Genomic DNA, 20,494 nt, shown 5'->3' with positions numbered 1-20,494 from the left:
GACTTCGTGCGCCCAGGTGGACGCCGGTTTTCCCAACGCCCTGGTTGGCGTCAAGGACGTGTTCGAGTAGGGCCATTTCCACCACCAATCGAGGTTTTCTGAAGCCGCATGCCTGCCGAGATCCGCACGGCCCGCGCGTCTGACGTCGATGATCTCGCCGCCATCGAGAAAGCTGTTTTCTCAAGCGACCGTATTTCCCGCCGCTCCTTCCGACTGTTCATCGAGCGTGAAACCGCCGAGACGCTGGTCGCCGAAGTCGACGGCCGCGTGGCCGGTTATGCGATCGTGCTGTTTCGCAAAGGCAGCGGCGTGGCGCGCCTCTACTCGATTGCGACCAGTCCGTTTTTCGGCGGGCTGGGTGTCGGCCGCATCCTGCTCGGATCCGCCGAAGATGCCGCCTTCGAGCACGACCGCATGATGCTGCGTCTCGAAGTTCGCGAAGACAACAGCCGCGCGATCCGCATCTACGAACGGGCCGGTTATCGCAAGATCGGGCGTGAGCCCGGCTACTATGAGGATGGCGAAACGGCACTTCGCTACGAAAAAACCTTGCGTGGCGACATTCCGATCGCCACCAAGGTGCCGTTCTACCCGCAGACCTGCGAATTCACCTGCGGTCCGTGCTGCCTGATGATGGCGATGGCCAATTTCGATCGCGGCTTCGTGCCGGATCCGGTCATGGAAATCCGCCTGTGGCGTGAAGCGACGACCGTCTTCATGATGTCGGGTCCCGGCGGTTGCGAGCCGTTCGGCCTCGCTGTCTCGGGCTACGAGAGCGGGCTCGCGGTGGAGATCTACGTCTCCTTCTATGGCGCGCTGTTCCTGCAATCGGTGCGCAGCGAGGACAAGCGCAGGGTAATGGAACTGGCCCAGGTCGACTTTCGCCGACGCGCGGAACTTTACGGCATCCCGGTGAATTACCGTGCATTCACAATCGACGATATCCGCGCTGCGATCGCTGGGGGAAAGCTGGTGCTGGTGCTGATCAGCGGCTTCCTGATGTTCGGCAAGAAGGTGCCGCACTGGGTGCTGGCGATCGGCGATGACGGCGACCATATCCTGATCCACGACCCTTGGGTCGAGGATGAAAGGCAGGAGACCATCCTTGATGCAGCCAACATTCCCGTGCCTTACGGCATCTTCATGAACATGGCGCAGTTCGGTCGCGATGGACTGCGTGCCGCCATCACTCTGGGAAAGCGTGACAGACAATGACCTGGGTCATCCTTACCGGCAGGCAGAGCGATCTCGACCAGGTGGCGACACCGCACAAGATCATCACCAATCGCGACTATCTCGCGCATCCGTCATTGTTTCGCGGCCAGCGGCCGAAGGTCATCAACCTGTCGAACAATTACGCCTACCAGAGCCGCGGCTACTATGCATCGCTGCTGGCAAGCTCGCGCGGCCACAAGGTGATCCCGACCGTCGAGACGATGATCGACCTGTCGGAACGCAAGCTCTATGAGCACGCGCTGCCGGAACTGGAACTGGCGCTCAACAAATGCCGCAAGGATCTTGGTGGCGCCTTTCCGCAAAAGGTCTGCATCTTCTTCGGCATCGGGCCGTCGAAAATCTGGGACCGTTTCGCCAAGCTGTTGTTCGATTGGTTCCGCGCACCGGCGCTCGAAGTCCACATCAAGGACAGCGCCGAATGGGCCTCGATCCGCAAGATCGGCTTTCATCCATTGGCGCGGATGACCGAGGACGAGGAAAAAAACTTCATCCAGTGCCTGGAAACCTACACCAACCGGGAGTGGCGCGACACCAAGGGCCGTACGCCGGCGCGCTACACCTTCGCCACGCTGGTCGACCCGCATGAGGAATTGCCGCCCTCGGAGATCTCGTCGCTGCGCTATTGGGCCAAGATCGCCGAGAAGATGGGCGTCGAAATCGAGCCGATCACCAAGCGGGACCTGGCCAAGCTCGCCAATTACGACGCGCTGTTCATCCGCGAGACCACCTCGATCTCCAACCACACCTATCGTTTCGCCCGCCGCGCCCAGCAGGAAGGCATGCCGGTGATCGACGATCCACTGTCGATGATCCGCTGCACCAACAAGGTCTATCTCAACGAGCTGATGGCCTACAACAAGGTGCCGGTGCCGCCGACGGTGATGATCGCCGGCACCTCGGATCTCGAACTGGCGGCGCAGACGCTGGGCTTTCCGCTGGTGCTGAAGATCCCGGATTCGTCGTTCTCGCGCGGCGTCAAGAAATGCGCCAACTTCGAGGAACTGAAGACGCTCGCCACCGAATGGCTGGAGGATTCCGACCTTCTGATCGCGCAGAAATTCATTCCGACCGAATATGATTGGCGTGTCGGCGTGCTCGGCGGCCAGCCGCTGTTTGCCGTGCACTATCTGATGGCCAAGAAGCACTGGCAGATCGTCAACCACAAGGCCAACGGCAAGCCCGACCAGGGCGGCATCAAGACCTTCACGCTGAAGGAAACGCCGGCGCATGTCGTCGAGACGGCAGTGAAGGCGGCGCGCTGCATCGGCGACGGGCTCTATGGCGTCGACCTCAAGGAGACCAAGGACGGCGTCTTCGTCATCGAGGTGAATGACAATCCCAACCTCGACCATGGCTGGGAGGATTCCGGTGAGAAGGACGAGGTCTGGGTGCGGCTGACGCAGTGGTTCCTAGAGCGGTTGGACCGGCCGGGGCGGTAATTTGATCGGGGGGTAGAACATGCAGTTTATCGTGATCGAGGATTTCACCGGCTGTGATCGCAAGGAGATCTATCGCCGCTTTCGCGACCGCGGCCGCCTGAAACCGGACGAGCTGCTCGTGCACCACAGCTGGATCGCGGCGGACATGAGCCGCTGCTTCCTGCTGGTGGAGGCCGATGACGTCACGCTGCTGCAGCGTTGGGTCATCGAATGGGCGGATCTGGTGGAATTCGAGATCATCCCCGTGGCGACAAACAAGGACATGGCTGAGGCATTGAGCGGGCACCTCTGACCATTGCCGCGTGTCGCGTCAACGCAGTGCCGGCGAGCCGACTGCGCGCCGGCACTCGTCGATCAGCCACTGGCGAAACGCGTCCACGACATCGCGCCTGGCGCTGCGCTCCGGGATCGTCAGGCAATAGGGCTGGCGCAGCTCGACCATTTGGGCGAGGGGCCTGACAAGTCGGCCGTCCTCCAGCGCCTCGGCACAGTAGATCCCTTGCGCCAGCGCCACGCCCAATCCCGAAATGGCAAGGTCGAGTGCCGCGCGCGACGAGTTGGCCGAGAGGCCGCGCTGCGCTGCCCGGCCGGGTTCGATGCCGGCCGCCTCGAACCAGTTGTGCCAGGACGGAAAGGACGCACCAGTCGGTCCCCAGCCGGTATGGATAAGCGGCAGGCTGGCGAGGCCTTCGGGTTTGATCGTGTCGGCCAGCCCGGGTGCACACACGGGATAGACTGCGTCCTGGACGATGTCCTCGGTCGGGTGCTCGCGATAATGCGGCCCATAAGTGAGCCTGATGTCGATCAACTCACGGTCGAACGGCACCGGGTCATCCTCGCCTCTGAGCGATATGTCGACGGCGCCATGGCTTGAGACAAAACCAGTGAGGCGCTGCGAAAGCCAACCCATGGCCATGGATGGCGGCACCGACACTACGAGGCGCGGGCGGAACGCATCGCCGCCCAACTGGCGCGCGACGCTGCCGATCTCCTGGAAGGCCATGGTCAGCCTGGGCAGCATCTCGACGCCGGCCTCGGTGAGGACGGCGCGCCGGTTGACGCGATGGAACAGCTTGCGGTCCATCTGCTCCTCGACGGTGCGGATGAGCTGGCTGACGGCGGCGGCGGATACAGAAAGCTCTTCCGCCGCCCCCGCAAAGCTGCCTGTACGGGCCGCAGCCTCGAAAGCCTGAAGTCCTTTGAGAGAGGGAAGTACGGCCATGATCACCGAATAGATAAGTTCAGCTTATCTAAATCGCAGAAATCGTCATTTTTGGAAAGGTTTTTCATGCGCTACAGTGGATTCTATCAAATCCCAGCCTGGATCGAAGCCCGTGGATCATCGCGACGTAATTTCATCCTTGACGCAGGAGGAGCGCAACCGGCTGACCGCCAAGTCTGATGCCGCGGGCCTCGTTCAGCTTGCCGCTCATTGGGGTGCGATCGTGATCCTCGGATCGCTGATCGCCGCCAAAGTGCCGTTCTGGCCGCTGCTGATGCTGCCGCAAGGTCTCCTCATCGTGTTTCTGTTCACGCTGCTGCACGAGACGGTTCATCGCACGGCCTTTGAGGCGCAGCGGCTGAACGATGTCGTGGCGCGGGTGTGCAGCCTGGCGATCGCGCTGCCGGCGGACTGGTTCCGCTACTTCCACTTTGCCCACCATCGATACACGCAAGATCCCGACAATGACCCGGAACTGGCGTTTCCCAAGCCGGAGACATGGCGGCAATACCTCGTCCACATATCCGGCATCCCGTTATGGTGGGGCCACATCAAGACGCTTTATGCCAACGCCGCGGATCGTGGTCGCGAAAGCTACGTTCCGCCAAAGGGCTATGACAAGGTGCGCATCGAGGCACGCGCCATGATTGCCTTTTATGCCGTGCTCCTTCTGCTGGCCGTCTATTTCCGGCTCTCGGTGCTTGTCTATGTCTGGATTTTGCCCGCTCTGTTGGGGCAGCCGTTTCTGCGCCTCTATCTCTTGGCCGAGCACGGTCGTTGTCCGTTCGTCGCCAACATGCTGGAGAACACCAGGACCACATTGACCAACTGGCTGGTCCGCAAGCTGGCGTGGAACATGCCGTTCCATGCCGAGCATCATGCCTATCCCGGCGTGCCGTTTCATCAACTGCCGCGGTTTCATGCGCTGATCGAGCGGCATCTCAAGGTGGTCGAGCCCGGCTATGTCAGCTTCCACGAAAAGTACATCGAGACGCTGCATTGACGATGGCCGGCCTAGCCGGTCTGGCTGTGCGGCCCCCGGGATCTCAACAGGCGCTGGATCTCGGCCGCCTTTGACGGCGCGCCGATCAGAAAGCCCTGCGCCTCGGTGCAGCCATTGCTGCGCAGGATGTCGAGTTGCACCTCGGTCTCGACCCCCTCGGCGGTGACAGTGATGCCAAGCTCGGCACCCAGCCCGATGACGGTGCGAACGATCGCCGCGGTGTCGCGATTGCCGAGGTCGTGGATGAACGAACGGTCGATCTTGATCTTGTCGACAGGAAAACGCCTGAGGTAGCCGAGCGACGAATAGCCGGTGCCGAAATCGTCCAGCGCGATGCGGATGCCGAGTTCGCGCAACTGCCGCAGCGTCCTTAGCACCACCTCGCTTTCGTCCATCAGCACGGTTTCGGTGATCTCCAGTTCCAACCGACCGGCTGGCACGCCGGAGAAAGCCAGCGCCGAGATGACGCTGCGGGCGAAGCTGCCGCTTTTAAGTTGCACGGCCGAGACATTGACCGCGACGCGCAGGCCGGCGGGCCAGCGTGCCGCCGCCGTGCAGGCTTTCCTCAGCGCCCATTCTCCAAGCGGCACGATCAATCCGGTTTCTTCGGCGACCGGAATGAAGCTGTCCGGCGCCACCATGCCACGTTCTGGGGAATGCCAGCGCATCAAGGCTTCCGCGCCGACGATCTCGCCGGAGGCGATGTTCATGATGGGTTGGAAATCGAGGTCGAATTCCTGGCGCGACAGTGCGGTCCCGAGGTCGACCTCCAGCGCACGCCGTGCCTGTACCATTGCGTCCATTCCGGGTTCGAAGAACCGATACAGATTGCGGCCTTCGCTCTTCGCCCGGTAAAGCGCTGTATCCGCGTTCCTCAGCAGCGTGTCGGCGTCTCCGCCGTCGTTGGGGAAAACCGCGATGCCCAGGCTGATGCCGATATGCATCTCGCGGCTCTTGTCGCGGAACGGTTTTCCGATTGTCTCGACGATGCGCTTCGCGAGTTTTTCAGCATTGGCAATGCCCTTGAAATTGAACTGGATGATGACGAATTCGTCGCCGCCGAAGCGGGCAACGACGTCGTTTTCATTATGCAGGCAGCGCTGCAGCCGCTCGGCCACGCTCTTCAGCAGCCAGTCGCCGGCCGGATGTCCCCAGGTGTCGTTGACTGCCTTGAAGCGATCGAGATCGAGCGAGAAGATCGCCAGCGGCGTGGCCGCCGTGTCCTCCAGCGCAAGGTCGAGCCGTTCGCGAAACATCGAGCGGTTGGGCAATCCCGTCAGCGTGTCGTGATGCGCAAGATGGGTCATGCGCTCTTCGGTGCGGCGACGTTCGGTGACGTCGTCGAAGGTCACCACCCAGCCGCCGCCATCCATCGGCCGACGTGTGACCAAAACCGTCCTGCCGTCGGTAAGATGCCGATAGGCCGAATGCATTTTTGCCGCCGCCAGACAGGCTTCGGTCTTGGCGACTTCGCTGTCGACATCGATCTTCGTATAGATGCCGAGTTCCAGCAACCGTTCGAGCGCGTCGCGGTGCGTCGTTCCAAGCGGAAAGTCCGCCGGGGTGACCTTGCAGAGCTCCAGAAAACGCCGGTTGCGCACGATCATCTTGCCGTCGGCGTCATACATCAGCAAGCCTTGCGACATGTTGGCGAGCGCTGCGTCGAAGCGGCGGTGCTGCTCCTTGAGATCCTCTTGCGCGCGGCGCTGCTCGGTGATGTCTTCATAGATCGAAACCCAGCCGCCCAGAGCCAGAGGGCGGTGCGAGATGCTGACGATGCGGCCGTCCGACAGTGTTTCTTCGTAGGTCGAGGGCTTCGCCTGATCGATATAGGGCTTGCGGATGGCGTAGAGTTCGTCGGCGGTTTGCGAGGCGACGCCGATATCGACGCTGTGGCGCAGAATGTCGAGGAACCGGATGCCGGGCCTTATCACCCTGGCGTCGAGGCAAAAGATGTGTAGGTAGTTGCCGTTGCAGATGATCATCCGCTCGTCGGCGTCGAACATGCACAGGCCGTGCGACATGTTCTCGACCGCAGCCGAAAAGCGTTGGTTCTGCTCCCGCAGTTCGTCTTCCATGTGGCGGGAGCGGTCCATGCCTTCGGCCTCCCGTTTCGGGACGGCCGAACCATCCTTGGCATCAGCGACGGGCATGAGCGCGCCTGCGGACCGTGATCGAACAAGCTACTGTGGTCGCCGCTGGTTAATTTAGCGTTTTAATGCATGTCGCCCAAAAGTGACCTCGGTTTTGGGGGAATGACATGCATAAAGACAAAGACCTAAAGCGCGTCGCGTGAATCCGTTTCAGCGCGACGCGCTTTAGCCGATTGCGGTCGCCGAAACCTGATGCCGCGACGTCTCGATCGCCGAAAACCGTTTCAGAAACGCGTTCTGCGCCCAGGTCACCGAACGTGGCGTGAAATCGAAGCGGTCGGCATTGAAGCCGCGCGGACGGCCGAAGAACTCGGTCGCCTCGGCGGTCGAAAAGCCGGCGAGCAGCGTTGCCTCGAAATAGGCGGCGATCTGGTCGGCGCGCTTGATCTCCTTGCGCAGCGCAGCACTTGGTTCCGGAGGCAGCGAGAAGCGCAGATGGATGGCGCGCTGCAGCCGTAACTCACAATCCTTGTAGCTGCCGCCCATCACCGATTTGAACGGCGAGATCATGTCGCCGATGACATATTCGGGGGCGTCGTGCAGCAGGGCCGCCAGCCGGGCGTCGGCCGAAGCCTCGGGCACCAGGTCGCAGAACAGCGCTTCGACCAGCAGCGAGTGCTGGGCCACCGAAAACGCATGCTCGCCGCTGGTCTGGCCGTTCCAGCGGGCAACGCGGGCGAGCCCGTGCGCAATGTCCGAAATCTCGATGTCGAGCGGCGAGGGGTCGAGCAAATCGAGCCGGCGGCCCGACAGCATGCGCTGCCAGGCGCGTGCCGGCGCGCCGATGCGGTCGGCCGCCATCAGGCCTCCTCCGCGCTGACGGCTCCCTGCGGGAAGGCGAATTTTGCCCAACCGGGAATGGCCGGCGTTACCGGAACGTCCCCGGCCATGATCGGCTGGCCGGCATCGAGCGCCGCCTTGACCCGGTCGATGCGCACAATGGCCAGACCGGTCGTGTCTACGGTCGAGCCGAGCGTGCCAACCGGCCTGCCTGCGACGGTCAGCTCGGTGCCGGGCGCGGGCAGGGGCCTGTCGGCCGATGCAATCAGCACGCGCCGCCTGGCCGTGCCGCGATGCTGCATGCGCGAGACGACCTCCTGGCCGACATAGCAGCCCTTCTTGAAGCCGATGCCGCCGGTTTCGTCCAGCAGCACATCGTGGGGGAAGGCGTCTCCGAGTTGGTAGTCGCTGCCGCTTTCGGCAATGCCGCCGACAATGCGGAAGGCTTGCCACGCGGCAAGATCGCCGGGCTCATCCGTTTCGCCATAGGAACGCGTGACGGCACCCTTCGGAAAGCGTGTGTCGGCGGCCGCCGTTGAATCAGATTGTGAGGGTGTTGATTCATGTCCCCACGCGACGGTGACAAACGCCTGATCGGATTTGGCAATCTCGACCTTGGCGCGCAGTTTGTAGAGCGTCAGCCGGCGTACGAAATCGTCCGATATGTCGGCACGGCATTCGAGCCGGAATGCATTCTCGCCGGTGCGGGAGATCAGGAAATCGAACAGGATCTTGCCTTGCGGCGTCAGCAGCGCACCGGGTTTGGCTTCGCCGGGAGCCAGGATGTCGAGATCGGTGGTCAGGATGTTCTGCAAAAAATGCTCGGCATCCGGACCTGATACGGAAATGAGGGCGCGGTCTTTGAGCTGGGCACAGGGCATGGGCGGAAAAGCAACCTGATCTTGCAAAATGGTCGGCCTTTACGTAAGCCGCTGGCACTCCCCCCGCAAGAGAGCATGGCCATGATCTACGACCTCATCCTGACAGGCGGCACAGTGGTCAACCATGACGGCGAAGGGGCTCGCGACATCGGCGTGAAGGACGGGCGCATCGCTGCCATCGGCGATCTCCGCCAGGCCTCGGCCGGCGAGACGATCGACTGCCGCGGCCTGCATATCCTGCCGGGTGTCGTCGACAGCCAGGTGCATTTTCGCGAGCCGGGACTGGAGCACAAGGAAGATTTGGAAACGGGTTCGCGCGCTGCCGTGCTTGGCGGCGTCACCGCCGTGTTCGAGATGCCCAACACCAATCCGCTGACCACCAGCGAGGCAGCGCTTGCCGACAAGGTCCGGCGCGGCACGGGGCGCATGCATTGCGATTTCGCCTTCTGGGTCGGCGGCACCCGCGAGAATGCCGGGGATGTCGGCGAGCTTGAGCGGCTGCCGGGTGCGGCCGGGATCAAGGTTTTCATGGGCTCGTCCACTGGCGACCTGCTGGTCGAGGATGACGAGGGCGTGGCGTCGATCCTGAGAAACACGCGCCGGCGCGCCGCCTTTCATTCGGAAGACGAATTCCGGCTGCGCGAGCGCCTTGGCGAACGCATCGAAGGCGACCCGGCATCGCACCCTGTCTGGCGCGACGAGATCGCCGCCTTGCGCTGTACCGAACGGCTGGTACGCATTGCGCGAAACGCCCGTGCCCGCATCCATGTTCTACACATCTCGACCGCCGAGGAGATTGTGTTCCTCGAACAACACAAGGATGTCGCGACCTGCGAGGCGACGCCACATCATTTGACGCTGAGCGCCGACGACTATCTCAGGCTTGGCACGCTGATCCAGATGAACCCGCCGGTGCGTGCCGCGCGCCATCGCGATGGCGTCTGGCATGGCATTGCGCAAGGCATCGTCGATGTGCTCGGCTCCGACCACGCGCCGCACACGCTGGCCGAGAAGGCAAAGCCCTATCCGGCCTCACCGTCGGGGATGACCGGCGTGCAGACGCTGGTGCCGATCATGCTCGACCACGTCAATGCCGGCCGGCTGACCTTGCAGCGCTTTGTCGACCTGTCTAGCCACGGCCCGCAGCGGATCTTCGGCATGGCGAGAAAGGGCCGCATCGCTGCCGGCTACGAGGCCGACTTCACCATCGTCGATATGAAGCGGCGCCAGACCATCACCAATGCGCAGGCCGGCTCGAAAGCCGGCTGGACGCCTTATGACGGGAGAGAAGTGGTCGGCTGGCCGGTCGGCACCGTCATTCGCGGCCGCCGCGTGATGTGGGAAGGCGAGATCGCCACGCCAAGCCAGGGTAGGGCGGTGGAGTTTTCTGAGGCATTGCCCCGCTAGGCTCCCTACCCCCGTGGGTGGGAAGAGCCGCTCTCAATCCCCGGCGACGAAGAACGACCATTGTCCGCTAGGGGTGATACCGACGCGATAGAAAATATAGGCGCCGAACTGCTTCATGTCGTCGAAATCGCCAGCGGTGACGATCTTGAACAGTTCGACCCGCTGCTTGGCGTCCAGCTTGTCCAGCGGTAGGGCGAAGAAATACGGCCACACGTAGAGCTCTTGTGGCGTGCCGGCATCGAGGTGGACGTAGCCGGCATCAAGCACCTCCTCCAGGATGGCCAGGATTTCCTGGCCGTCCGGGTCGCCCGAGAGGCCCTTGAGGAAAGCGACGGCATCGCCATCAATGTCGGTTAGGGACAATTGCGTTGTGTTGTCGCCCGTGCCGATCAACGGCCGCAACTTTTCGATATCGCCGCCCTTGCAGGCTTCGACGATCAAATCATGCATGCGCCGCACTGGTTCCGGCAGCTTGCCGAGATCGTAGATGACCTCGGGCACCGGCGTGTCCGGATCGACGCGTGGCCTGGTCACGCCGCCATCCGCCGGACTGTCCGGCTCGGATTCGGCAGGAGCAGTCGGCTGGCTAGACGGCGGCGGCGTCCCGACCGGGTTGGGCATTGGCACGGTGCTTCCGGGGGGCGACATGTCGTCGGCCGGCGGCGTGACCGTCGGGGGGAGCTCTTCGCGCTTGATTTCGCTCAGCGCATAGGCGGGGCTGCTCGCGAGACACACAACCAGGGGAATCGCGGCACAGCAAGCGGCGAAAGAGATGCGAAGGACCAAGCCACGCGGCTTGCCTGACATCGAAAAACTCACTGCCCGTTTCTCCCTGCTTACGGGCATGACGCCCGAGCGGCATATTGCCGTCAAAGAACCGGACGTCGGTTCAGTGCCGCAGCCGTTCAGGTTCGAAGGCGCCAGCAATCACCTTTTCACGCATACGGTCGAGCAGGGCAAGGGCCGAGGTCTCGCCATTGGCACGCAACATCTCGCCGAAGGCTGTTTCGAGCGCTGCTTCGGCAATGATCTCGGGCTCTATCCCGGCGGAGAGACCTTCCGCCCAGGCCTCGCTGTGGCTTTCCACGGCGGTCAAGCGTTTTTCTTCCCTGACCAGCGCGTCGATGTCGTTGACACCATGTTCCATAAGCGAATGTCCACCCTTTCAAGCTGCGATCCATTGATGTGGATCAGGCCTGATCTGTTCATTTCACACGCAGGGACAATTAAGTATTTGTAAATACGACATTTTTCTGATCGTCTTTTACAAAGCCCGATTGCCTTGTGCGAAGCTGCGTTCAGTTCGAGTCAAACTTAGCCGATTGGGGCGGCCTGCGGGGCGAAAACCTTCAGTTTGAGTTAATTCCGCTTTCGCGCGGTAAGGTTTCGTTAATACTGTTGCAGAAGCGCAACATGAGGATTGCACCAAGATATCGCCTGGCACAAGCCGATATATCGGCTGTACCCAGCAATGGTTCGGATAGTTGTCGATGAGCGAGTGCCTAAAGCGCGCCGCGTTTGAACGGATTCAGGCGAGGCGCTTTAGGTTTTCGTTTTTATGTGTCGTTCTCCCAAAACCGCAGCCACTTTTGGGCGACATGCATTAGTTGCCGTAACGCGAGGCGATATCGCGAGACAGCGTCTCGCCTTCCTTCATGTAGCGGCTGATGGCTTCGGTCGCCGAGGGCGTGCACCTCGTATAGGTGCCGCCGAAGGAGCGGTAGCCGCGATTGAAGCTGGCAATGAAGCGGGCGCGCCGCTCGGCGTCCGGATTTTCCGAATCGAGCAGTTTTGTCATCTCGACACGCCACTGGTCGCCCTTCTCGCCGCACAGATTGCGCAGGAAATGCAGCGAGCCCAGAACCTCCGCCAGCCGCATCAACCCGGGCTCGAACGGCGACTCGGCGCTGAGCGCGGGCCGTATCGAAACGGTCGCGCCGACCGCAAGACACAGGGCGACGAGCATGGATGGACGATTCATAAGCCTTCTCTACCAGCTGCGTGGCTCTGCTAAACAGCATAAGTCTTTGTGGCGAAACAATTTGTCGCCCGCAAGTTGATTTCAGGACAGCAGTCCGGCGTTTCCGCCGGGGGCCAACAAGTCTTCGGCGACCGCGAATACCGAGCCTGCCAGCGGCAGCGCCGCCATCTCGCTGAGCGTATAAAAGGCCGCCGTCTCCGCATCGTCGCTGGCCACGGCCTCGCCGCCGGCATAGGCGGCGCCGAAGACTGTGAGGAGATAATCGACCGGGTGGCTGTCATCCCGGCCGTCGATGCGGATTTCCCGCAGCGGGCGATAATTTGTGGCACGCAAACCGGTTTCTTCCTGAAGTTCGCGCTCTGCCGCTGCCTCCAGCGTCTCACCAGGTTCGACCTTGCCGCCCGGAAAGGCATAGAGCCCTTGCGACGGTTGCCGGGCTCGCTTGACCAGAAGCACGGTGTCTGCCCGCACGACGGCGACCGAGACTGCCGGAAGTATTTTGCGCGCTTCGTTCATGGATTCCCAATCAGACTGAAGGCCGGTCAGTTGTGGACCGGCCAGCGTGGACAAGTTTTAGCGGTTGCGCAACGCCGGTTCCATCGCCACTTTCAGAAACCGAAGCTTTCGAAGGGCATCAATCGACCATGTGCGGACGTTTCGCCTTGACCGCGACGCCGGATCAGACCGCTGCCTTTCTGGACGTGGCGGGGCTTGAGGATTTCCCGGCGCGCTACAACATCGCCCCGACGCAGCCGATCCTGATGGCGGTCGCCGGCCCTCCGCAGGCGCCGGGCTCCAATCTGCCGGACCGGCAGCCAATGCTGGTGCGCTGGGGGCTGATCCCGACCTGGGTGAAGGATACACGCGAGTTTCCGCTGCTGTTCAACGCGCGCTCCGAAGGGGCTGCCGAAAAGGCGTCGTTCAAGGCCGCCATGCGCCATCGCCGCGCTTTGGTGCCGGCGTCCGGCTTTTATGAATGGCGGCAAACCGGTGGCAAGAAGGGACAGCCTTACTGGATACGCCCCAGGCATGGCGGGTTGGTTGCCTTCGCCGGGCTGATCGAGACCTATGCCGAGCCGGGCGGTTCGGAAATGGACACCGGCGCCATCCTGACCATCAACGCCAATGCCGACATAGCGCATATCCACGACCGCATGCCGGTGGTGATCGACCCCAGGGATTTCGCCCGCTGGCTGGATTGCCGCACGCTCGAACCGCGCGATGTCGCCGATCTGTTGCGACCGGCACAGCTCGATTTCTTCGAGGCAATTCCGGTCTCCGACCTCGTCAACAAGGTCGCCAACACCGGACCGGAGATTCAGGAGCGGGGCGAGATCGGGCCGGAGCCCGAGAAGGTCAAGCGCCAGAAGTCCGGCGCGGACGACAGTCAGATGACGTTGTTCTAGCAGAGGGCGCGCGCGTCGGCGCCTTCATTTCTGGCGCCATTGGCGCCGGCCGCCCATCCCTTCAGGCAGCGCGGGGCGAAACGATCTTCTGCGCCGGCTTTTTCTTCTTGGCGGTATGGAGAAGGGCGGCGACGATCGCGGCCGGGCCGATTGCGCGATAGTGGTTGGCCAGCGCCGGCTGCTTGGCGCGGTTGGCTTCCTGCTTGGTTCGGGGCATGTCTCTCTTCCCTGGTAACATTTTCGTGTCTGCGTTTGATGGCCGATTCTGACCAAATCGTGACGCCTGCTGATCTAGCCGGCGAATGTTTCATGACTGTGCCGACATGTTTAATAAAATGTTTCAGTGCATCATTACCTGTGACCCAGCGACGGTTTTGCCGAAACTTGCGACTTGACGGCAACACAAGCCAAGGCGATAAAGCCGCCCATGAAAACGTCTTTCGCCATTTGTGGCATTTGCATTATTGGCTAGCCTCGCGCTGGTCCGGACGTTTTCGCCTCATCTCTCCCCAGATTGGACAAACGCCCCGGCCAGCAGGCTGGAGCCTGATTTGCGTTCGCGCAGGGCTGGCTTCGTCGAATTGAGTTCTGAACCGGGAAGGCACGAATGTCCGACGCATCGCAGGGCCTGCGCCTCTACAACACGCTGACGCGGACGAAAGAGGATTTCGTCCCGATCGATCCGCTGAACGTGCGCATGTATGTCTGCGGCCCGACCGTCTACGACTTTGCTCATATCGGCAATGCCAGGCCGGTGATCGTCTTCGACGTGCTGTTCCGCTTGCTGCGCCATCTCTATGGGCAGACGCACGTCACCTATGTGCGCAACATCACCGACGTAGACGACAAGATCAATGCGCGCGCTTTGCGCGATTTCGGCGGCGAGATCGCTTCCGGCACGCTGTCGTTGAATGAGGCGATCAGGCGGGTCACCGAAAAGACCGCCGGCCAGTTCCACAGCGACGTGGCGGTTCTCGGCTGCCTGGCGCCGACGGTCGAGCCGCGCGCCACCGAATTCGTCGAGCCCCGTGCCGACGGCAAGGTCGACATGATCACCTTGATTCAAAGCCTGATCGAACGCGGCCATGCCTATGTTGCTGCGGGCGAAGTCCTGTTCGACACGGCGTCGATGCCCGACTACGGCCAGCTGTCGAAGCGCAATCTCGACGAGCAGCAGGCCGGTGCTCGCGTCGCCGTCGACGCGCATAAGAAAAATCCCGGCGATTTTGTCCTCTGGAAGTTGTCGTCACCGGAGGAGCCGGGCTGGAATTCGCCATGGGGCAGGGGTCGGCCGGGCTGGCACATCGAGTGCTCGGCGATGTCGGCCGCCTATCTCGGCGAGGTCTTCGATATTCATGGCGGCGGCCTCGACCTGATCTTCCCGCACCATGAAAACGAGATCGCCCAGTCGCGTTGCGCCCATGGCACCGAAATGATGGCCAACATCTGGATGCACAACGGCTTCCTGCAGGTCGAAGGGCAGAAAATGTCGAAGAGCCTCGGCAACTTCTACTCGATCAACGAACTCCTGGAGACCGAGACCTTCGGCGGCCGCAAATGGCCGGGCGAGGTGCTGCGGCTGGCGATGCTGATGACGCATTATCGCGAGCCGATCGACTTTTCCGTGCGCAAGCTGGAAGAGGCCGAGAACACCCTGCGAAAATGGAAGCGGGGAGCCGACCTCGCGCCGACGGCGGCGGGACAGGTGCCCGTGGAGATCATCGACGCCTTGTCGGACGATCTCGCCACCTATGCCGCCTTCCAGGTCCTGACCCAGTTGGCCGGCGAGGCAGTGGACGGCAACGATGCCGCTGCATCGCTGAAGGCGTCGCTGCTGTTCCTCGGCTTCGACGTCGCGTCGGCGAAGGTTGATGAAGGCCACGTCGGCAAGGCCATCGCCAAGCGTCTCGCGTTCATCGCCGCCAAGAACTGGGCCGAAGCCGACCGCATCCGCGACGACCTGCTGGCCCAAGGGATACAGTTGAAGGACGGCAAGGATCCGGTCACAGGCGAACGCATCACCACCTGGGAGGTAAAAAGATGATCGATCATCTCGGCATCAACGTTGCCGATTTCGACGCTTCGAAGGCTTTCTATGACAAGGCGATGGCGCCGCTTGGTGCCGCGCTGTTGTATATGGTGCCGCTGGAGTACACCGGCGGTAAAAAGGTCGGTGGCTACGGTCGCGATCGGCCGGTATTCTGGCTGCAGGAAGGCAAGGATGGTCAGAAGGCCCATCAGCACGTCGCCTTCACCGCGCGCAGCCGCGCCGAGGTCGAAGCCTTCTATGCTGCGGCGCTTGCCGCCGGCGGCAAGGACAATGGCGGGCCGGGCCTGCGCCCGCACTATCACCCGGACTACTATGGCGCCTTCGTCCTCGATCCCGACGGCAACAACGTCGAGGCCGTCTGCCATGCGCCGGAGTGATCAGCGATGAGCCTCGACAACCGACCGATCTACACCGGCGGCTGCCAGTGCGGCGCGGTGCGCTTTCGCGTTGAAGGCGCTTTGGGCGACGCTTCGGTCTGCCATTGCCGCATGTGCCAGAAGGCGTTCGGCGCGTTCTACGCGCCGCTGGTTTCGGTGCGTGGCGCCAGGCTCGACTGGACGCGCGGCGAGCCGAAATACTTCCGTTCGTCCAACCATGTCGATCGCGGTTTTTGCGCCGATTGCGGCACGCCGCTGACCTTCACCGCGCCGGACGGGGTTGGCCTCGCCATCGGTGCGTTCGACAATCCAGCGGAGATCGTGCCGCTGATTCAATGGGGGATCGAGGCAAAGCTGCCCTATGTCGACTCGATCCCGCAACTGCCGGGCGAGGACACCATGGCCGACATGTCGTCGGCCTCCTATCTGGCCGATCTCGTTTCCTACCAGCACCCCGACCACGACACCGAACAATGGCCGCCAAAGGAAAGATCATGACCGATCAGGTAAGAACCGGCGGCTGCCAGTGTGGCGCCGTGCGCTTCCGCGTTCATGGAGCGCTCGGCCGTCCGTCCATCTGCCATTGCCGCATGTGCCAGAAGCAGTTCGGCTCGTTCTTCGGCGCGCTGGTCACGGTGCCCAGAGATGGCGTCGAATGGACCCATGAAGAGCCGAGTTACTTCCAGTCGTCGGTCAACATCGATCGTGGTTTCTGCGCCCGCTGCGGCACGCCGCTGACATATCGGCAGCCCGGCGGGCTGGAAATCGCGATCGGTGCCTTCGACGACCGTTCGGACCTGGCACCGCAGATCCAGGTCAACTATGCCGCGCGGTTGCCCTGGGTGGAGACGATCTTCGATCAGCCCGTCCACCAGGATCCTGATTATTACAACAGGCAGGAATCCATCATCTCCTTCCAGCACCCAGACCATGAAACGCCGGACTGGCCGACCAAAGGTTTACAACTATGAGCAGTCAATTGCGTACGCTTTATCCCGAGATCGAGGCGTTCGATTCCGGCATGCTCGATGTCGGCGACGGCCACCAGGTCTACTGGGAGCGTTCCGGCACCAAAGGCGCCAAGCCGGCGGTGTTCCTGCATGGCGGGCCGGGCGGCACCATTTCGCCAAAACACCGGCGGCTGTTCGACCCGAAGCTCTACGATGTCATCCTGTTCGACCAGCGTGGCTGCGGAAAATCGACGCCCAACGCCTCGCTCGAAGCCAACACGACATGGCACCTGGTCGCCGACATCGAACGGCTGCGCGAAATGGCCGGCTTCGACAAATGGCTGGTGTTCGGCGGCTCCTGGGGGTCGACGCTTGCGCTCGCCTACGCCGAGACCCATCCAGAACGCGTCAGCGAACTGGTGGTGCGCGGCATCTACACGCTGACGCGTGCGGAACTGGAATGGTACTATCAGTTCGGCGTCTCGGAAATGTTCCCGGACAAATGGGAGCGCTTCCTGGCGCCGATCCCGGAGGCCGAGCGCGGCGACATGATGGCCGCCTATCGCAAGCGGCTGGTCGGCACGGATCGCAAGGCGCAGATCGAGGCGGCCCGCGCCTGGAGCCTGTGGGAAGGCGAAACGATCACGCTGTTGCCCGAGCCGGAGACAAGCGGTCCGTTTGGGCAGGACGACTATGCCGTCGCGTTCGCCCGCATCGAGAACCACTATTTCGTCCATGCCGGCTGGCTGGAAGAGGGACAATTGCTGCGCGACGCGCACAGGCTGAGTGACATCCCCGGCACCATCGTCCATGGCCGCTACGACATGCCATGCCCGGCGCGCTATGCCTGGGCGCTGCACAAGGCCTGGCCAAAGGCGGATTTCCATCTGATCGAGGGCGCCGGTCATGCTTATTCGGAGCCGGGTATCCTCGACCGGCTGATCCGCGCGACGGACAAGTTTGCAGGCAAATGACCATGACCCGCGAGCGCCTCTATCTCTTCGACACCACATTGCGCGATGGCCAGCAGACGCCGGGCATCGACTTTTCCGTCGAGGACAAGATCGCCATCGCAAAACTGCTTGACGCTTTTGGCCTCGACTATGTCGAAGGCGGCTATCCCGGCGCCAACCCGACCGACACCGCCTTCTTCCAGGAGAAGCGCACGGAGCGCGCCAAATTCGTCGCCTTCGGCATGACCAAGCGGGCAGGGGTGTCGGCGTCCAACGATCCCGGCCTTGCGTCACTTGTGCAATCGAAGTCGGATGCCATCTGCTTCGTCGCCAAGAGCTGGGACTATCATGTCCGTGTCGCGCTCGGCTGCACCAATGAGGAGAACCTCGATGCCATCAAGGCCTCCGTCGAGGCGGCGATCGCCGCCGGCAAGGAGGCATTGGTCGACTGCGAGCATTTCTTCGATGGCATCAAGGCCAATCCCGACTACGCGCTGGCCTGCGCCAGGACCGCCTATGATGCCGGGGCGCGCTGGGTGGTGCTGTGCGACACCAATGGCGGCACGCAGCCATCGGAAGTCCGCGCCATCGTCGAGAAGGTTATTTCGTCGGGTATTTCAGGCGATCATCTCGGCATCCATGCCCATGACGACACCGGCCAGGCCGTGGCGAATTCCCTCGCCGCTGTCGAGGCTGGCGTGCGCCAGATCCAGGGCACGCTCAACGGCATCGGGGAGCGCTGCGGCAACGCCAATTTGATCTCGATCGTGCCGACGCTGGCGTTAAAGCCGGCCTTCGCCGATCGTTTCGAAACTGGCATTTCGGCTGAGGCGTTGACAGGCATTTCCAGGTTGTCGCGCGCATTTGACGAACTCCTGAACCGAGCGCCAGAGGCGCAAGCGCCCTATGTCGGCGCTTCCGCCTTCGCCACCAAGGCGGGTATCCACGCATCCGCACTGGCCAAGGAGCCGGCGACCTATGAGCACGTCCCCCCCGAAACCGTCGGCAACCGCCGCCGTGTCATGGTCTCGGACCAGGGCGGCAAGGCCAATTTCCTCGCCGAGCTGAGGCGACGCGGCATCGAGGTGCCGAAGGACGATCACCGGCTCGACGCGCTGATATCCGTGGTCAAGGAGCGCGAGGCCGAGGGCTATGCCTATGAAGGCGCCGATGCCAGCTTCGAACTCCTCGCCCGCAAGATGCTGCACGGCCTGCCGGAATTCTTCAACGTCACCTCGTTCCGCTGCATGGTCGAGCGCCGCTTCGACGCCAACGGCCAGTTGAAGACGGTCTCCGAAGCGATCGTCAAGGTGGTGGTCGATGGCGAGGAGAAGATGTCGGTGGCCGAAGGGCATGGCCCGGTCAACGCGCTCGACATCGCGCTGCGCAAGGACCTCGGCAAATTCCAGGGCGAGATCGCCGACATGGAGCTGGCCGACTTCAAGGTGCGTATCCTCAATGGCGGTACCGAGGCGATCACCCGCGTTCTGATCGAATCGCATGACGGCACCGGCGCACGCTGGTGGACGGTGGGAGTTTCCGAGAACATCATAGACGCCTCGTTCCAGGCGCTGATGGATTCCATCGTCTACAAGCTGATGAAGAACCGCGAGATGGCCGGACTGGTGGCCGCCGAATAGGGTTGAACCATCAGCGAAAGTCCATTGATCCATCAGAACTTTGCGATGGTCTTGCCAAGGTGACTGGGCCATAGCGTTGGTCCATGGCCACTGAAGCAATTACCCTGGATGCAGAGTCCAAGGCCCGGCGCGGCTTTCTGCTGGCGCTCGGCGCCTATCTGCTATGGGGATTGCTGCCCTTCTACATGAAGGCGGTCGCTCATCTGCCGCTCGCGGAAGTCATTGCCCATCGCATCGTCTGGTCGGTGCCGATCGCCGCCGCCGTTCTGATCTGGGCCGGCCGCACGGCGGATTTCAAGGCGGCGCTTCGTTCGCCGCGCACCATCGCCATGGCCGCGCTGACGGCGGCGCTGATCTCGGTCAACTGGGGCATCTATGTCTGGGCGATCGCGGTCGACCGCACCGTCGAAACCGCGCTCGGCTACTACATCAATCCCCTGGTCAGCGTCGTTGTCGGCGCGCTGCTGCTCGGCGAGCGGCTCGACCGGCTGCAGATCGCGGCGGTGGTGCTGGCGGCCGTCGCCGTCGCCGTGCTGACCATCGAAGGCGGCAAGCTGCCCTGGGTGTCGTTGGCACTGGCGTTTTCCTTCGCCGCCTACGGCTTCTTCCGCAAGACGCTGCCGATCGGCCCGAGCCAGGGATTTTTGCTCGAAGTCCTTCTGCTGTCGGTGCCGGCACTTGGCTACATCGTCTATCTCATCGCGACCGGACAGGACCACATCGTATCCAGCAGTGGCACGGATACGGCGTTGCTGATCGGCTGCGGTCCAGTCACATCGGTGCCGTTGTTGCTGTTCGCCTTCGGCGCCAAGCTGCTGCGGCTGTCAACCATCGGCATCATGCAATATATCGCGCCGACCATGGTGTTCCTGATCGCCGTTCTGATCTTCGACGAGCCTTTCGGCACCATCCAGGCCATCGCCTTTGCGCTGATCTGGGCGGCTTTGGCAGTCTATTCCTGGTCGATGTTGACGACAGCGCGACGCGCCGCGCCGCAGCCCGCACGGTAAGGGGGT

The 20,494-nt window shown here is 62.4% G+C and carries 22 protein-coding genes; 13 read left to right on the top strand and 9 right to left on the bottom strand.

What is annotated here, in order from left to right; translation table 11 throughout:
- Positions 1 to 108 precede the first annotated feature (108 nt).
- The 3 genes from A9K65_RS26430 to A9K65_RS26420 are packed head-to-tail and all read left to right on the top strand — an operon-like array spanning position 109 to position 2,967.
- Positions 109 to 1,215 carry a peptidase C39 family protein gene (locus A9K65_RS26430; RefSeq protein ID WP_013532575.1) on the top strand — a complete coding sequence of 369 codons (1,107 nt, stop codon included), beginning with the start codon at positions 109 to 111 and terminating at the stop codon, positions 1,213 to 1,215.
- Positions 1,212 to 2,675 carry a RimK family protein gene (locus A9K65_RS26425; RefSeq protein ID WP_064993119.1) on the top strand — a complete coding sequence of 488 codons (1,464 nt, stop codon included), beginning with the start codon at positions 1,212 to 1,214 and terminating at the stop codon, positions 2,673 to 2,675. Before A9K65_RS26430 ends, A9K65_RS26425 begins: the two co-directional genes overlap by 4 nt.
- Before the next feature lie 31 nt (positions 2,676 to 2,706).
- Positions 2,707 to 2,967, top strand: coding sequence for a DUF3303 family protein (locus A9K65_RS26420; protein WP_244514281.1), 261 nt, complete (start codon positions 2,707 to 2,709; stop codon positions 2,965 to 2,967).
- An 18-nt stretch (positions 2,968 to 2,985) separates the two neighbouring features.
- Here A9K65_RS26420 and A9K65_RS26415 read toward each other — a convergent pair whose 3' ends face one another.
- Positions 2,986 to 3,897 carry a LysR substrate-binding domain-containing protein gene (locus A9K65_RS26415; protein WP_064993160.1) on the bottom strand — a complete coding sequence of 304 codons (912 nt, stop codon included), beginning with the start codon at positions 3,895 to 3,897 and terminating at the stop codon, positions 2,986 to 2,988.
- Between the two features lie 112 nt (positions 3,898 to 4,009).
- On the opposite strand from A9K65_RS26415, the gene A9K65_RS26410 reads away from it, so the two are divergent.
- A complete protein-coding gene (locus A9K65_RS26410) occupies positions 4,010 to 4,900 on the top strand; it encodes a fatty acid desaturase family protein (RefSeq protein WP_027162671.1) in 891 nt (296 codons plus the stop codon).
- Positions 4,901 to 4,911: 11 nt separating this feature from the next.
- Here the strand turns inward: A9K65_RS26410 and A9K65_RS26405 are convergent, their stop codons facing one another.
- From A9K65_RS26405 to A9K65_RS26390, 3 genes are all read right to left on the bottom strand, one after another.
- Positions 4,912 to 7,053 carry an EAL domain-containing protein gene (locus A9K65_RS26405; protein ID WP_064993120.1) on the bottom strand — a complete coding sequence of 714 codons (2,142 nt, stop codon included), beginning with the start codon at positions 7,051 to 7,053 and terminating at the stop codon, positions 4,912 to 4,914.
- Positions 7,054 to 7,218: 165 nt separating this feature from the next.
- Positions 7,219 to 7,854, bottom strand: a complete 636-nt coding sequence (locus A9K65_RS26395) for an HD family hydrolase (RefSeq protein ID WP_064993121.1) — start codon at positions 7,852 to 7,854, stop codon at positions 7,219 to 7,221.
- A complete protein-coding gene (locus A9K65_RS26390; RefSeq protein WP_064993122.1) occupies positions 7,854 to 8,714 on the bottom strand; it encodes a folate-binding protein YgfZ in 861 nt (286 codons plus the stop codon). Before A9K65_RS26390 ends, A9K65_RS26395 begins: the two co-directional genes overlap by 1 nt.
- A gap of 75 nt (positions 8,715 to 8,789) precedes the next feature.
- Here A9K65_RS26390 and A9K65_RS26385 point away from each other — a divergent pair, with 75 nt between their 5' ends.
- The gene (locus A9K65_RS26385) at positions 8,790 to 10,121 is read left to right on the top strand and encodes a dihydroorotase (protein ID WP_063167701.1); all 1,332 of its coding nucleotides are present in this window, start codon (positions 8,790 to 8,792) and stop codon (positions 10,119 to 10,121) included.
- Between the two features lie 33 nt (positions 10,122 to 10,154).
- Here the strand turns inward: A9K65_RS26385 and A9K65_RS26380 are convergent, their stop codons facing one another.
- The 4 genes from A9K65_RS26380 to A9K65_RS26365 all read right to left on the bottom strand — a co-directional run bounded on the left by A9K65_RS26380 (position 10,155) and on the right by A9K65_RS26365 (position 12,618).
- Positions 10,155 to 10,940, bottom strand: a complete 786-nt coding sequence (locus A9K65_RS26380; RefSeq protein ID WP_064993123.1) for a hypothetical protein — start codon at positions 10,938 to 10,940, stop codon at positions 10,155 to 10,157.
- A 70-nt stretch (positions 10,941 to 11,010) separates the two neighbouring features.
- Complete coding sequence (locus A9K65_RS26375) at positions 11,011 to 11,268, bottom strand: hypothetical protein (protein ID WP_008874920.1); 258 nt, start codon at positions 11,266 to 11,268, stop codon at positions 11,011 to 11,013.
- A 456-nt stretch (positions 11,269 to 11,724) separates the two neighbouring features.
- Positions 11,725 to 12,102, bottom strand: coding sequence for a TIGR02301 family protein (locus A9K65_RS26370; RefSeq protein ID WP_063171776.1), 378 nt, complete (start codon positions 12,100 to 12,102; stop codon positions 11,725 to 11,727).
- Between the two features lie 81 nt (positions 12,103 to 12,183).
- The gene (locus A9K65_RS26365) at positions 12,184 to 12,618 is read right to left on the bottom strand and encodes an NUDIX hydrolase (protein ID WP_013532564.1); all 435 of its coding nucleotides are present in this window, start codon (positions 12,616 to 12,618) and stop codon (positions 12,184 to 12,186) included.
- Between the two features lie 128 nt (positions 12,619 to 12,746).
- Here A9K65_RS26365 and A9K65_RS26360 point away from each other — a divergent pair, with 128 nt between their 5' ends.
- Positions 12,747 to 13,508, top strand: a complete 762-nt coding sequence (locus tag A9K65_RS26360) for an SOS response-associated peptidase (protein WP_013532563.1) — start codon at positions 12,747 to 12,749, stop codon at positions 13,506 to 13,508.
- 61 nt (positions 13,509 to 13,569) lie between these two features.
- Here A9K65_RS26360 and A9K65_RS26355 read toward each other — a convergent pair whose 3' ends face one another.
- On the bottom strand, positions 13,570 to 13,725 hold the full coding sequence (locus tag A9K65_RS26355) for a hypothetical protein (RefSeq protein ID WP_013532562.1): 156 nt from the start codon (positions 13,723 to 13,725) through the stop codon (positions 13,570 to 13,572).
- A 390-nt stretch (positions 13,726 to 14,115) separates the two neighbouring features.
- Here A9K65_RS26355 and cysS point away from each other — a divergent pair, with 390 nt between their 5' ends.
- The 7 genes from cysS to rarD all read left to right on the top strand — a co-directional run bounded on the left by cysS (position 14,116) and on the right by rarD (position 20,488).
- Positions 14,116 to 15,552 carry a cysteine--tRNA ligase gene (gene cysS / locus A9K65_RS26350; protein WP_064993124.1) on the top strand — a complete coding sequence of 479 codons (1,437 nt, stop codon included), beginning with the start codon at positions 14,116 to 14,118 and terminating at the stop codon, positions 15,550 to 15,552.
- Positions 15,549 to 15,935: a VOC family protein gene (locus A9K65_RS26345; protein ID WP_013532560.1), complete on the top strand. Its 387-nt coding sequence runs from the start codon at positions 15,549 to 15,551 to the stop codon at positions 15,933 to 15,935. The genes cysS and A9K65_RS26345 overlap by 4 nt, the downstream gene beginning before the upstream one ends.
- Before the next feature lie 6 nt (positions 15,936 to 15,941).
- Positions 15,942 to 16,433 carry a GFA family protein gene (locus A9K65_RS26340; RefSeq protein ID WP_013532559.1) on the top strand — a complete coding sequence of 164 codons (492 nt, stop codon included), beginning with the start codon at positions 15,942 to 15,944 and terminating at the stop codon, positions 16,431 to 16,433.
- A complete protein-coding gene (locus tag A9K65_RS26335) occupies positions 16,430 to 16,906 on the top strand; it encodes a GFA family protein (protein ID WP_013532558.1) in 477 nt (158 codons plus the stop codon). Before A9K65_RS26340 ends, A9K65_RS26335 begins: the two co-directional genes overlap by 4 nt.
- Positions 16,903 to 17,859, top strand: a complete 957-nt coding sequence (gene pip, locus A9K65_RS26330) for a prolyl aminopeptidase (RefSeq protein WP_063171779.1) — start codon at positions 16,903 to 16,905, stop codon at positions 17,857 to 17,859. The genes A9K65_RS26335 and pip overlap by 4 nt, the downstream gene beginning before the upstream one ends.
- The gene (gene cimA, locus A9K65_RS26325) at positions 17,856 to 19,478 is read left to right on the top strand and encodes a citramalate synthase (protein ID WP_196815395.1); all 1,623 of its coding nucleotides are present in this window, start codon (positions 17,856 to 17,858) and stop codon (positions 19,476 to 19,478) included. The genes pip and cimA overlap by 4 nt, the downstream gene beginning before the upstream one ends.
- 83 nt (positions 19,479 to 19,561) lie before the next feature.
- Entirely contained in the window at positions 19,562 to 20,488 is a 927-nt protein-coding gene (gene rarD / locus A9K65_RS26320) for an EamA family transporter RarD (protein ID WP_013532555.1), read from the top strand.
- Positions 20,489 to 20,494: the final 6 nt, after the last annotated feature.

Source organism: Mesorhizobium sp. WSM1497, from assembly GCF_001672455.2.
Classification (GTDB): domain Bacteria; phylum Pseudomonadota; class Alphaproteobacteria; order Rhizobiales; family Rhizobiaceae; genus Mesorhizobium; species Mesorhizobium ciceri.
The sequence above is the reverse complement of the archived record's forward strand: the minus strand, read 5'-3'. Positions and strand labels throughout refer to the sequence as shown.